This window comes from Plasticicumulans acidivorans (assembly GCF_003182095.1).
GTDB classification, from domain to species: Bacteria; Pseudomonadota; Gammaproteobacteria; order Competibacterales; family Competibacteraceae; genus Plasticicumulans; species Plasticicumulans acidivorans.
The window spans coordinates 549900-563014 of sequence record NZ_QGTJ01000002.1; the positions used below are offsets into that span (position 1 = coordinate 549900).

Consider the following 13115-nt stretch of genomic DNA (forward strand, 5'->3'; position numbering starts at 1 on the left):
GCACTGTCTGGTGCAATTTATGGCGTCATGTGAACGATTTGGCGCTGATGGCGATCACTGTGCCTGACAAAAACTGTCCGTGCCTATGGTTTGCCAGCGGAATCGATTCGCTGCACTCGACCGGGCCGCGCAGGGCATCCGCGTCAATGCCGTCGCTCCCGGCAGCACCGATACGCCGATGCTGCGTCGCGTCCTCGGCGAGTTGCCGCGGCGCTATCCGCAGGCGTCGTCGGCGGTGGGCGAGGCAGCCTCTCTCGGCGCTATTTCGCTGGCGCGCTTTGCCGCGCCACGCGAAATCGCCGGGGTGATCGCCTGCCTGCTGTCGGATGCGGCGAGCTTCGTCATCGGCGCACCGCCTCGGTGCGCAGAGCCTCACCGTCAACGCCATCTGCCCGGGCTGGACCCGCACCGGGATGGCGCTCGGGCGCTTTGCCGAACCGGGGCTCGACGAGGTCGCCGGCAGCCCGCGCGGGCGCATCACCGAACCCGAGGCGGTGGCGGTGCTGGCGCTGTGGCTGGCCTCGCCGGCCGCGGCGGCGATGAACGCTCAGGCGCTGACGCTGGACGGCGGTGAATCGGCCTGAACCGCTGCGGTGGTGGTGATGCGGCGGCTATGCTTGCGCGTGCCGCGCCGCAGGGCGGGCGCGTTCATTTACTGCCAGGGAGTCAGCGCCATGCGCGAGGGAGTCGTTCACGCCGGTTGTTTTCAGCAGATCCATGTCGATGCGGCTCGCAACGCCACGGACGACTTCAATCCCTTCCATGATCCGCACAAGTGGATGCGCCTGGCCGGCAACCCGTTTCCCGGTCCGCTGGTACTCGGTTTCCAGCTCGAAACCCTGATCGAGGCACTGCTGCACCGTCTGCCCGGCCGCGATGACGACGATGCCTGGGCGGCACAGCACCGGCTGCGCTGGACCAATTACGAGCTGACCTTCGCCGGTGCTCTGTGTCCGGGCGAGGAATTCAGTGCCGAGGTGCGCGCCGGCAGCCGTCACGAAGGCACCGAACCGGGCATCGCCCATCGCGTGCTGATCCGCAAGCCCGGCGCGCCGGTGCTGCTCGGCTGGGTGCGGCGCAGCGCCGAGGCGCTGTTCGTCGCCGATCTCGAATGCGATGTCTTCGTGCCGCCGCTGCGCGCCGCGCCCGACCGCTGCCAGCGCGAGGACTGGTTCCTCAAGCGCAAATTCGCCAGTACCGGCCACGCCAAGAACTTCCTCGCCGGCGCGCTGGCCGATCAGGCCGAGTGGTTCGACGAGCTGGAAGACCGCGTCGAATTCCCGCAGATGCTGCCGGCGGCGCTGTTGTCGTGCGCGCTGCTCGAACAGGCGCGTCTCGCCGGGCATGACTTCTACGCCGAGCCGCTGGTCTACACCACGCATCGCTTGAGCGTGTATGCCCCCGGCGTGCACCGCATCCGCAGCAACGATGCCCTGCATCTGCTGGTGCACGGGCCGCAGGTGGTCAGCGCCGGCGGTGGACTCGGCGTCAACATCGAGCAGCAGCGCTATACCGGGCTGGTCTGCGGTCGTGACGACGAAGTCCTGGTGCGCGCCGAGGTGCTGCTGGCGCCGCTGACAGCGATCACCCGGCGCTGAGCGCTCAGCGCCGGCGGCGCAGCACCGGCGCGCGCAGCAGATACCAGAGGTAGCCGCCGGCCTCGTGTACGCCGAGGCGCAGCCAATGCGTCCAGCCACCGCCCGGCGGCTCGGCCGGGCCGCTGCAGGCGATGACCGGCGCGCCGGCAAGACGAAACGCCAGCCGCGCCCGCGGCAGGTGGTAGCGCTCGCTGACCAGCAGCAGCGTCTGCCAGCGCTGTGTGCGGGCGATCGCCGTGCAGTTGACGGCATTGTCGAGCGTGGTGCGGGCGTGCGCTTCGAGCACGATGGCGCTGGCCGGTACGCCGGCGGCGCGCACCCAGGCCTGCATCACCCCGGCCTCGGTCTGGCCGTAGCCGGCCGGGCCGCCGGTCAACAGCAGCCGGTGGCCGCGGCCGGCGAGCCACAGCGCGATGGCGTGATCGAGGCGGCGCTGCAGCGCCGGGCTCGGCCGGCCATCGGCCTCGACGGCGGTGCCGAGCACGACGATGGCGTCGGCGATCGGCTCATGCGCGGGTGCTGCGGCGGTGTTCATCCGTTGCCTCCCGCCATCCCCTGCGGCTGCCGACAAGCAAAAACCCCCGGCGCCTGCGGCGCGCGGGGGCTTTGGTCGGCACGCCGCGGCACTCAGGCGGCGCGGCGCTTGAATTCGCCGGTACGGGTGTCGATCTCGATGCGATCGCCGATTTCGACGAAGGCCGCGACCTGAATCTCGTGCTCCGAGCCTTTCAGGCGAGCGACCTTCATCACCTTGCCCGACGTGTCGCCGCGGGCGGCCGGCTCGGTGTAGGCGATTTCGCGCACGATGGTGATCGGCAGCTCGACGGCGATGACCTTGCCTTCGTAGAAGGTGACTTCGCAGACGTCTTCCATGCCGTCGACGATGAAGCTGGCGACGTCGCCCATGTTCTCGGCCTCGACCTCGTACTGGTTGTACTCGGTGTCCATGAACACGTACATCGGGTCGGCGAAGTAGGAGTAGGTGCACTCCTTTTTCTCAAGGACGACGACGTCGAATTTCTCGTCGGCCTTGTAGACCGTCTCGGTGCCCGAGCCGGTCAGCAGATTCTTCATCTTGATTTTCACGACCGCAGCATTGCGGCCGGATTTGTTGTATTCGGCTTTCTGGACGACCATCGGCTGGCCGTCGACCAAGATCACGCCGCCGGCGCGGAGTTCCTGTGCGGTTTTCATCGCAGTTCCTGCAAGGGTAAGAGGGGACAGCAAAAAAAGCCGCTTATCCTAGCCGGGAAGCGGTGAACTGCACCAGCTTCGCCGCCAGGTCGCCATCGTGCAGCAGCTGCTCGGCCCAGCCGGCGGCATGTTGTTCGAGGGCCGGCAGCACGGCGGCAAACTCCGGCCAGGCGGCGGCGACGTCGCGCTCACGGTTCCACGCCAGCTGAAAGCGCCGCGTCGCATCCGCCACCCCGGCATCGAGCCCGGCCAGCCAGCGCTGCAGCCAGGCATCGAGCTTGTCGAAGTGCGCATCCTGCGCCTGACGATAGGCCTGCCAGAGCAGCGGCCGGCGCGCCCATTGCGCGCGCACGAAGCTGTCCTCGCCACGCACGGCGTTCAGCGTGCAGCTCCACAGCAGGCGGTCGTAGTCGTCCTGATCGAGAAACGGCAGCACCGCCAGGCGCAGCGCGCCGCGGGCGTAGCGGCTGCCGGCAGCGAGCGGCTGCCCGGCCCAGGCCCCGAGCGCTTCGAGGATGCGTCCCTCCGGCACCAGCAGCAGCCAGGGTTCGCCGCTGGCCAGCTGCTCCAGCCACTCGCCGAGCGCCGCCTGCTCGTAGGCGAACAGCGACAGGCGGCGTTCACCGCCACGGGCGTCGATGCCGTGCGCCGCCAGCCAGCCGCGGGCGGCAGTTTCGTCCCAGGCGGCGCGCGCGCTGCGACAGGTCGCCTCGCAGATCAGTCCGCCGCTCGCCGGAGTGAAGCCGGGAAAGTAGAAATACTTGGCCACGCCGCCAGCCTGCGGGCTGGGCAGGCCGTGGCAGCCGTCGATCCAGTCCTCGGCGCTGAGGTATTCGAGGTTGATCCACAGCGGTCGCGTCACGGCCAGCTGCGCCCGCAGCGCTACCGGCAACTCGCAGGCGAAGGCTTCGATCAGCACCGCACCGGGCGGGCTGGCGCCGCTGTCGGCATCCCAGCGCAGGATGTCGACGCCGGCGCAGTGCTGCCGGGGCCGTGCGGGATCGATGCCGGGCTGCAGCCGTGCCAGGGCCTCCGGCCGGTCGATCCACAGCTGCACCGCCAGGCCGTACTCGGCGGCCAGCTGGCGGGCCAGCCGCCAGCAGACGCCGGCATCGCCGTAGTTGTCGACGACCCGGCACCACAGATCCCAGCGCTGGGCCGGTGCGGTATGGCAGGGGGCGGGTGGGCGGCTCAAGGTGGTGGCGGACAGGCGGTTTCCGCCGTGGCGACAGCCAGCGGATCGGGCGTCGGTTTGCCGTACAGGTAGCCCTGGATCAGCTCGAAGCCGGCCTCCCTGCAGAACTGCGCCTCGTCGGTGGTTTCCACGCCTTCGGCCAGCGTATGCACGCCGAGCGCCGAGGTCATCTTCACCAGGCTGCGCACCAGCTCCTGCACCTTCGGCGGCTTGAGGTGGATGTCGCGGATCAGGGCGATGTCGAATTTCAGCACGTCCGGCGGCACGTCCATCAGCTCGACCAGGCGCGCCTGGCCGGCGCCGAAGTCGTCATAGGCGAGGCGCATGCGCAGCTCGGTGAGCAGCTGGCGCAGCTCGCGCATCAGGCCGATGTCGGCGATCGCCTGTTCGTGCACCTCCATCACCAGCGGCAGCTGCGGAGCGAGCTCGCGCAGCTCGCTGAGCAGCCTGCGCAACAGCTCAAGCGACATTTCCGCCGGCATGGTGTTGAAGAACACGCAGGGCAGCTTGAAGCCCAGTGCACGCTGCACGCCGGTTTTGCGGAACAGATCGCTCAGCTCGACGGTGCGGCCGATGCCGTGGGCGATGCGCAGCAGCGCCACCGGCGAGACCGGCAGATCGGGGTGGGCGCCACGCCCGAGCAGCTCGAAGGCGACTGTGCTGCTGCCGTGCGCCGCGTGCACGATCGGCTGGAACCAGGGCGTTACCGCGTGCGTGCGCAGCAGGTCGAGCAGCGAGCGTTCTTCTTCCTGCGCGGCAAACGTTTTCGGCAGCTCGATGGCCGCCCGCACCATCGTGCCGCTGGCGTCGCCGATCGGCACCGCCGGTGTTTCTGTCGCGGTCTCGCGGTACTGCAGGCGGAATGTCATCTGGCCGAAATGCACGATGTCACCGTCGTTGAGACGATGCGGGGCATCGAGACGCTGGTAATTGACGAAGGTGCCGTTCTTGCTGCCACAGTCCTGCAGCACCGGATGCCCGTCGGCGGCGAAGTCGATGCGCGCATGCTGCCGTGAGACGTTCGGGTCGTTGAGGCACAGCTCGCAACTTTCCAGTCGACCGATGACGAACGAGGAGCCGGTGATGCGCACCTGCCAGTGTCCGCCGCTTTCGTTGACGGCCTCAAGAAACCAGTTGCCCGCCGTCGGATTCATGCCCACCCCCACAAGAGTCTGTCCCGGCGGACCAGCCCCGCCTTGCTCCCTGTATGGAACTGCCGGTCCCCATGCCGGCAGTCTTTCGATTCCGAGGCTGACGCAAGGGCCGTCCCTGATTCAGGATCGTGGCGGGACTTGGCGGGTGTGGATCACCGTGTGCCTAGCTCGCGTGCGTGGGCTGTCCATGGCAGCGTCAATGCCATCTGCGAAGTGAAAGCAATACTGATGCCGCGCGCCTGCTCATCGTCACAGGAGTGCTGCGGCCTCGGACCGGAGTTTCCGGCCAGTGCGAAAAACCCAGTGATGACGGTCGTCACAGATTCACTCCCGGCCATCGGCAGATGGCTGGAAGCGCCTGTATTTAAAATAGATGGTGACACTGACCGGGGTGCTGCAAGCGCCACTATAAAAAAAACGGACAGTCCGGCGGCAGGGCTGTCGGCGGTACTCATGGCGGTTGTGCCGGGCGCGATGCGGCCCGCACGAGACCCCCGAAGGGAGGGGCGGCAGGGCGCGGGCGGACGCCTTCAGCACCCACCACGCCGTCACTGCGTCTTGCGGGCCGTAGCCGCAGGCCGGTGACAATCAGAAAAGCTGCTCTGTCAACGTACGCGGCAAGCGTTGCCCCGCATGTGCTGGATGCCGCAGCCGCTGCTTCGGCCTGGCGAAGTGGCGTTGCAAGGGGCGCGGGAGCCTCGGTTCCTTGGCGCTTTAGGGCGCATGCAAACCGGTGCTGCGGAGCGACCATGCATGGCCGCGAGCGATTGAAGGGCTTGTGATCCAGGGCTGAGACGCGCGATCTCGAAGTCAGCGCCGTCCGTGCGGGGTGCACGGATGCGCGGTGATATGCGAACCGGATCGCGTGCTGTACCTGTCGCGGCTGACTCGCTGATCAGGGGCGCCCGCTCCATCCCGCCGTGAGCGGCATCGGCAGAGTCGCTTACTCAACCGAAACTTGACGCCCCGCTCTCCACTGACTGCGCTCGCCGACCGACTCGGCAGCGTTGACGATCAGTCCCGGTGGATTTCGCCGCTCGTGCAGGTATTGGCGCGGCACTGCAGAGCCCACGGGCCGCTGCCGTGAAAGGTTTCATCAGCATAAATGCTCGCTGCTGACGCAGGACTTGCGGGCATTGTTTTCAGATGACGGATAGTGATCGTGCCTGGTTCGTCGGTGTCAGTGGAAATAAGAATTGACGACTGATTCCGGGTCTGCATCCATGATGATTTTTCCATGCTCAAGCCAGATAGCGCGGTTACAGGTGTGCAGTACCAGCTCCCGTGAATGCGTTGCAATGATGAGGATGTTGGTCGACTGAACCATATTCGACATGCGTGCTTCGGCTTTATGTCTGAAAGCTTCATCCCCGACGGACAACCATTCATCCATTAAAAGAATTTCTGGGCGAACAATCGTGGAAACAGCAAAGGCCAAGCGCAGATGCATGCCGCTTGAATAGGTTCGCAGTGGCATGTCGATGAAATCTCCTAATTCAGAGAATTCGATGATTTCGTCGATGTGTTCCCGTATCTCGGGTTTGCTCATGCCGAGAAGGCCGCCGCGAATATAGATGTTCTCTCTTCCCGTCGCTTCCGGGTCGATGCCTAAAGATATGTCGATGAGAGATCCTATCTCGCCTTTTATATCCACCGTACCGGAGGTGGGCGCATAAACACCGCTGAGTAATCTCAGCAGTGTGCTTTTTCCGGCGCCGTTATGACCCAGCAGGCCGACCCGGTCGCCATCCTGGAGCGTGAGCGTCAAGTTCTCCAAGGCGCGGACGATCACTCGACCTTGGCTGTCCGCGCCTAACTGACCTCCCGTGGCAACCTGGAATAAGCGCTTTTTTAAAGATCTGCCATTGGCGTTATAAATCGGAAAGTCAACGCATACGTTTTCAATATGAATTAGTGCCATGATCTTTTTTGATGTCTAAAGCCAATAAGCGATACGGCGCTTGTAGCTGGTGTAGATCGCTACCGTCATGCCCCATCCGATAAGTGCCAATCCTGAGGCAACGAGCCAGCTCTGTGCGCTTGGCAGGTGGCCGAGAAGGGGGGCGCGGACGATTTCGAGCAGGTGGTATAGCGGATTGAGACTCAGCAGGTAAATGCCGGCCCGTTGTGGCAGCAGCGTCGGCATCCACATGATCGGGGTCAGATAAAATAAAACTTGGAGAAAATTGCTGACTATCTGCGGCAGATCGCGATAGCGGGCGCAAATGATGCCTAAAATCAAAGCGACCCAGGCTAAATTCAAGACAACCAGAATAAACCCTGGAATGCTCAATAAAGCCGTCACTTCCAATGGCTTGCCGACGGCAAGAAACACGATTGGCAGAATGGCCAGATTGTGGGCAAAAATGATCAAATTGCGCCACATCAGTCGCATGATGTGTACGAAAAGCGGAATCGGCAGTTGCTTGATGATGTTTTCTGCCCCGATGAAACCGACACAGCCTTCAGTGACCACTGAAGAAATCAGTCCCCACAGAATCATGCCGGCGGAGAGAAAGGGGAGAAACTCTGTCATCGGAGATTTGAAAATCTGACCGAATACGATACCGATCGTACCGATCATGACGCCCATGCTGATCGTCAGCCAGAATGGGCCCAGTGCAGAACGCCTATATCTCTGGCGAACGTCCTGCCAACCCAGCATGCCGGCAAGAGAAGAGCGCTCCAGTGCATTCGCGATGTCGTCTAGCGCTATGTTTTTCAACTCGGACTGCTCCGTGAATGAGCTCGTATAAAAGCTTGAAAGTATATTGTAATTGAGCGGTGGTTGATAGGCATCTGTGTCAGTGCCGCTTGTTCATGGCGCTGAAAATGGCCGGAAATCAAGAGGTGATGATTTACATGGTCGGTTTTACGCGGCGGTCTGCCGGGCAGGGGCGGCGGTAAAAGTCGTAATCTGAGCGTGGTAAATAAAGGCCTTTCAATATGATTGGGGCGGATTGAATGCCGCGATAGCAATGACGCCTTTCCCGAGTGCATTGGGGCGAAGCGTAAATGATAGCGCTCTTCCAATCCGCGCCCCGCGTATTCAGTGCGCCTCGTCCCAGTTGTCGCCGACGCCGACGCCGACGATCAGCGGCACGCTCAGCTTGGCGGCGGCACTCATGTGCTGCGCGACTTCGCTGCAGAAAGCATCGACGGCCTGCTCGGCGACCTCGAACACCAGCTCGTCATGGACCTGCATGATCATGCGGGCATCGCTGCCGCCCTGTTGCAGCCAGGCGTCCACGGCGAGCATCGCGCGCTTGATGATGTCGGCCGCGGTGCCCTGCATCGGTGCGTTGATCGCGGTGCGCTCCGCAGCGGTGCGGCGGGCCGGATTGCGTGAGCGGATCTCCGGCAGATACAGGCGCCGGCCGAACACGGTTTCGACGTAGCCGCGCTCGGCGGCGCTCTTGCGCGTGGCCTCCATGAACGCCTTCACGCCGGGGTAGCGGGTGAAGTAGAGGTTGACGTAGTCCTGCGCTGCGCTGCGCTCGATGCCGAGGTTGCGTGCCAGGCCGAAGGCGCTCATGCCGTAGATCAGGCCGAAGTTGATCGCCTTGGCGGCACGGCGCTGCTCCGGGCCGACCAGCTCCAGCGGCACGCCGAACACTTCGGCGGCGGTGGCGCGGTGGATGTCCTGGCCGGCGGCGAACGCGCGCAACAGCGCGGCGTCGCCCGACAGGTGCGCCATGATGCGCAGCTCGATCTGCGAGTAGTCGGCGGCGACGATGCGATAGCCCGGCGCGGCGATGAAGGCCCGGCGGATACGCCGGCCGGCATCGGTGCGCACCGGGATGTTCTGCAGATTGGGGTCGCTCGACGACAGCCGCCCGGTGCTGGCCACCGCCTGGTGGTAGCTGGTGTGCACGCGGCTGTCGGCGTCGACCAGTTCCGGCAGCTTGTCGGTGTAGGTCGACTTGAGCTTGGCCAGCGCGCGGTATTCGAGGATCGTCGCCGGCAGCGCGTGGCCCTCGTCGGCGAGCTCCTGCAGGACTTCCTCGTCGGTCGAGGGCTGGCCGGTCGGGGTTTTTTTCTTCACCGGCAGGCCGCGCTGCTCGAACAGGATCACCTGCAGCTGCTTCGGCGAGCCGAGGTTGAACGGCTGTCCGGCCAGTTCGTGGGCCTGGCGTTCGAGCTCGATCAGGCGCCTGGCGAACTCCGCGCTCTGGCGCTTGAGCTCGGCGGTGTCGAGGCGCACGCCGTGGCGTTCGATGCGCGACAGCACCGGGATCAGCGGAATCTCCAGCGTCTGATACAGCTCGGCGAGGCGTGGCTCCGAGGCCAGCTTGGCCCACAGCGCATGGTGCAGGCGCAGCGTGACGTCGGCGTCCTCGGCGGCGTAGGGCGCGGCGGTTTCGAGCGGCACCTGCTCGAAGCCGATCTGCTTGGCGCCCTTGCCGGCGACGTCCTCGTACTTGATCGTGCTCTCGCCGAGGTAGGCCAGCGCCAGGCTGTCCATGTCATGGCGGGTCGCCGTGGAATTCCACACGTAGCTTTCCAGCATGGTGTCGTGGGCGACGCCGCGCAGCGTGATGCCGTGGTTGGCGAGCACGTTCATGTCGAACTTGGCGTGCTGGCCGACCTTGGCGCGGGTGGCGTCTTCGAGCAGCGGCTTGAGCGCGGCGAGCACGGCGTCACGATCGAGTTGCTCCGGCACCCCGGCGTAGGTGTGGGCGAGCGGCACGTAGGCGGCGTGGCCGGCTGCACAGGCGAAGGAGACGCCGACGATGCGCGCACGCATGTAGTCGAGCGCGTCGGTCTCGGTATCGAAGGCGAACAGCGGCGCGGCGCGCAGGCGGGCGAGCCAGTCGTCGAGGGCGGCCTGATCGAGGATCAGCTGGTAATCGCGTTCGAGCGCCGGCGTGGCGTCGGGCGGCGGCTCGGCCGGGGCGGGGGCGGCGCCCTGTTCGACTTCACGCAGCCAGCTCTTGAATTCGAGTTCGCGGTAGAGGCGGGCCAGCGCGTCGCGATCGGGCGCGGCCGGCACCAGGTCATCGAGGCCGACCGGCAGTGTGCAGTCGCACTTGACCGTGGCCAGCGCGCGCGCCAGCGGCAGCTGTTCGAGGTGCACGCGCAGTGCTTCGCCGGCCTTGCCCTTGATGTCGCCGGCGGCGGCGATCAGCGCATCGAGCGAGCCGTGCTCGCCGAGCCATTTGGCCGCGGTCTTCGGGCCGACGCCGGGAATGCCGGGGATGTTGTCGACCGTATCGCCCATCAGTGCCAGCAGATCGACGATGCGCGCCGGCGGCACGCCGAACTTCGCCTGCACGCCGGACTCATCGTAGATGGACTCCTGGCCTTCGCGCTTCATGGTGTCGAGGATCTGCACGTGCGGGCCGACCAGCTGGGTGAGGTCCTTGTCGCCGCTGGCGATGACCACGTCGAGTCCGCGCGCCACCGCCGCGCAGCTCAGCGTGCCGATGACATCGTCGGCCTCGACGCCGGACTCGACCAGCAGCGGCAGGCCGAGCGCGCGCACCAGCGCGTGCAGCGGTTCGATCTGCGCCCGCAGCTCGTCCGGCATCGGCGGGCGCTGCGCCTTGTATTCGGCGTAGAGCTCATCGCGAAAGGTCGGGCCGCTGGCATCGAAGACCACGGCGACGTGCGTCGGCTGCAGGCGTTCGAGCAGCCCGCGCAGCATGGCGATGACGCCGCGCACGGCGCCGGTCGGGCGGCCGTCGGCGGTCGCCAGCGGCGGCAGGGCGTGAAAAGCACGGTAGAGATACGACGAACCGTCGACGAGCAGGACAGGAGCATTCATGGCGAGGCGCAATCCAATGTGCTGGAGTAGGACGGTCGCCGACCAGCAGGGACGGGCGACCATCGAATGAACACCGACGGGCAAGGGGCAAGCCGCATGTCACCCGACAACAAGCACAACCACCCGGGCATGGCACCGATCAATGACGCCATCCTCACCCGCGAGTCGTGGAAGATCTTCCAGATCATGGCCGAGTTCGTCGAAGGCTTCGAGCGCCTGGCGCGCATCAAGCCCTCGGTCAGCATCTTCGGCTCCGCACGCATCAAACCCGATCATCCGTACTACCAGACCGCCGAGGAGATCGCGCGCCTGCTCTCCGATGCCGGTTTTTCGGTCGTCACCGGCGGCGGGCCGGGCATCATGGAGGCCGGCAACAAGGGCGCCTATGCCGGGCAGTCGCCGTCGATCGGCCTCAACATCCAGCTGCCGCACGAGCAGGTCGGCAACCCGTACCAGAACATCGCGCTGACCTTCCGCCATTTCTTCTCGCGCAAGGTGATGTTCGTGAAGTACGCCTCGGCCTACGTGGTGCTGCCGGGCGGTTTCGGCACGCTCGACGAGATGGCCGAGATCCTGACGCTGGTGCAGACCGGCAAGACGCGGCGCATCCCGATCATCCTCGTCCACCGTCCGTTCTGGGAGCCGCTGGTCAACTGGTTCCGCGGCTCGATGGTCGCCGAAGGCATGATCGACGAGCGTGATCTCGAACTGTTTCGCTTGCTGGACAAGCCTCAGGAGGTCGTGGATGCTATTTTCTCCCATTACGAGAGTCGGGGCTTTGAGCCCTCGGCCGAAGAGCAGGAAATCCTGCTCGATCTCTGACGTTTCCTCCCAGCCAGTCGCAAGGATTTCGTGATGAAGCGCCTTCTTCCACTGTGCGCCCTGCTCGTTGCAGCGTCCGTCGCCGTCGCTCAGGATGCCCCGAAGCCGCCGGACCTGCAGCCGCTGCCCGAGGGGGCCGATGATGCCCAGCAGGAGTTACAACCGGAGGTCACCGTCATTCGCCGTGACGAGGGCACGATCGAGGAGTACCGCGTCAACGGCAAGCTGTACATGGTCAAAGTGACTCCGAGCAAGGGTTACCCGTACTACCTGATCGATACCGACGGCGACGGCAACCTCGAAACCCGCCGCAACGACATGGACCCCGGCATCGCCGTGCCGAGCTGGGTGCTGCTGCGCTGGTAAGATCCGTTCTCCCGTTCCCCGAGGCCCCGTCGCGACGGGGCCTCTTGCTGTCGGCCTCAGGCTCTCATGTCCGTCTACACCACCGTCGAGCGCACCGAACTCGCCGCCTTCGTCGCCGATTACGATATCGGTGCCTACGTCTCGCACCGGGGCATCAGCGAAGGCATTTCCAACACCAACTATTTCCTCGTCACCGAGCGCGACGAATACGTGCTGACGCTGTTCGAGCTGATCGGCTTCGACGACGTGCCCTATTACCTGGAACTGATGGCCTACCTCGCCGCCCGTGGTGTGCCCGGCGCACACCCGGTGGCCGATCGTGCCGGCAGTTTCATGAAACCGCTGGCCGGCAAGCCGGCGGCGCTGGTCTACAAGCTCGAAGGGCGTGGCGTGAGCAGCCAGCCGAGCGTCGCGCAGTGCCGTGCCATCGGCGCGACGCTGGCGCAGCTGCACCTCGCCGGGCGTGACTTTCCGCAGTTTCGCGCCAACGATCGCGGCCCGGCCTGGGCGTCGGCGGCGGCGGCGCGCGTGCTGCCGAAGCTCGACGCCAGCGATGCCGCCCTGCTGCGCGAGGAACTCGACGCGCAGGCGGCGCACCCGCGCGCCCTGCTGCCGCAAGGGGTGATCCACGCCGATCTGTTCGTCGACAATGCGCTGTTCGACGGCGATCGCCTGTGCGGGCTGATCGATTTCTACTACGCCTGCACCGATGCGCTGGCCTACGACCTCGCCATCACGCTCAACGACTGGTGCAAGCTGGCCGACGGCACGATCGATCATGAACGCGCCGAGGCGATGGTCACCGCCTACCTTGCCGTGCGCCCCTTCGCCGCCGACGAGCGCGAGGCCTGGCCGCGGCTGCTGCGCGCCGCGGCGCTGCGCTTCTGGCTGTCGCGGCTGGTCGACAAGCTGTTCCCGATGCCGGGCGAGCTCACCTACATCAAAGACCCCGATGAGTACCGCCGCCTGCTGCTCGCCCACCGTGCCGATCCCTGGCAGCTGGGCTGAATCCGCCCGCC

General features: G+C 65.6%; 12 protein-coding genes and 1 pseudogene. 6 read left to right on the forward strand and 7 right to left on the reverse strand.

The genetic code is table 11. The features are described from left to right. Positions 1-85 precede the first annotated feature (85 nt). The 3 genes and pseudogenes from C7443_RS20595 to C7443_RS05185 all read left to right on the forward strand — a co-directional run. Positions 86-292, forward strand: a pseudogene (locus tag C7443_RS20595) (SDR family oxidoreductase); the annotation flags it as partial. Positions 293-326: 34 nt separating this feature from the next. Next, positions 327-584: an SDR family oxidoreductase gene (locus C7443_RS20360; RefSeq protein WP_246004558.1), complete on the forward strand. Its 258-nt coding sequence runs from the start codon at positions 327-329 to the stop codon at positions 582-584. A gap of 90 nt (positions 585-674) precedes the next feature. Continuing rightward, complete coding sequence (locus tag C7443_RS05185) at positions 675-1598, forward strand: hypothetical protein (protein WP_110017487.1); 924 nt, start codon at positions 675-677, stop codon at positions 1596-1598. A gap of 4 nt (positions 1599-1602) precedes the next feature. On the opposite strand, the gene C7443_RS05190 is transcribed toward C7443_RS05185, so the two are convergent. The 7 genes from C7443_RS05190 to polA form a co-directional block, all read right to left on the reverse strand. Continuing rightward, the gene (locus tag C7443_RS05190) at positions 1603-2133 is read right to left on the reverse strand and encodes a YdcF family protein (RefSeq protein ID WP_110017488.1); all 531 of its coding nucleotides are present in this window, start codon (positions 2131-2133) and stop codon (positions 1603-1605) included. A 92-nt stretch (positions 2134-2225) separates the two neighbouring features. Continuing rightward, positions 2226-2792, reverse strand: a complete 567-nt coding sequence (efp, locus tag C7443_RS05195) for an elongation factor P (protein ID WP_110017489.1) — start codon at positions 2790-2792, stop codon at positions 2226-2228. 43 nt (positions 2793-2835) lie between these two features. Further along, positions 2836-3987 (reverse strand): elongation factor P maturation arginine rhamnosyltransferase EarP, encoded by a 1152-nt coding sequence (gene earP, locus C7443_RS05200; protein ID WP_110017490.1) that lies wholly within the window; start codon positions 3985-3987, stop codon positions 2836-2838. Beyond that, positions 3984-5141 (reverse strand): EAL domain-containing protein, encoded by a 1158-nt coding sequence (locus C7443_RS05205; RefSeq protein WP_110017491.1) that lies wholly within the window; start codon positions 5139-5141, stop codon positions 3984-3986. Before C7443_RS05205 ends, earP begins: the two co-directional genes overlap by 4 nt. Positions 5142-6321: 1180 nt before the next feature. Then, on the reverse strand, positions 6322-7062 hold the full coding sequence (locus C7443_RS05210) for an ABC transporter ATP-binding protein (RefSeq protein ID WP_110017492.1): 741 nt from the start codon (positions 7060-7062) through the stop codon (positions 6322-6324). Between the two features lie 15 nt (positions 7063-7077). Then, positions 7078-7806 (reverse strand): ABC transporter permease, encoded by a 729-nt coding sequence (locus tag C7443_RS05215; protein ID WP_110017593.1) that lies wholly within the window; start codon positions 7804-7806, stop codon positions 7078-7080. A 384-nt stretch (positions 7807-8190) separates the two neighbouring features. Beyond that, entirely contained in the window at positions 8191-10908 is a 2718-nt protein-coding gene (gene polA / locus C7443_RS05220) for a DNA polymerase I (RefSeq protein WP_246004559.1), read from the reverse strand. 96 nt (positions 10909-11004) lie between these two features. On the opposite strand from polA, the gene C7443_RS05225 reads away from it, so the two are divergent. The 3 genes from C7443_RS05225 (at position 11005) to C7443_RS05235 (ending at position 13104) form a co-directional block, all read left to right on the forward strand. Beyond that, the gene (locus tag C7443_RS05225) at positions 11005-11730 is read left to right on the forward strand and encodes an LOG family protein (protein ID WP_110017494.1); all 726 of its coding nucleotides are present in this window, start codon (positions 11005-11007) and stop codon (positions 11728-11730) included. A 33-nt stretch (positions 11731-11763) separates the two neighbouring features. Next, positions 11764-12096 carry a DUF2782 domain-containing protein gene (locus tag C7443_RS05230; protein ID WP_110017495.1) on the forward strand — a complete coding sequence of 111 codons (333 nt, stop codon included), beginning with the start codon at positions 11764-11766 and terminating at the stop codon, positions 12094-12096. Between the two features lie 66 nt (positions 12097-12162). After that, on the forward strand, positions 12163-13104 hold the full coding sequence (locus tag C7443_RS05235; RefSeq protein ID WP_110017496.1) for a homoserine kinase: 942 nt from the start codon (positions 12163-12165) through the stop codon (positions 13102-13104). The last annotated feature ends 11 nt before the right edge of the window (positions 13105-13115 follow it).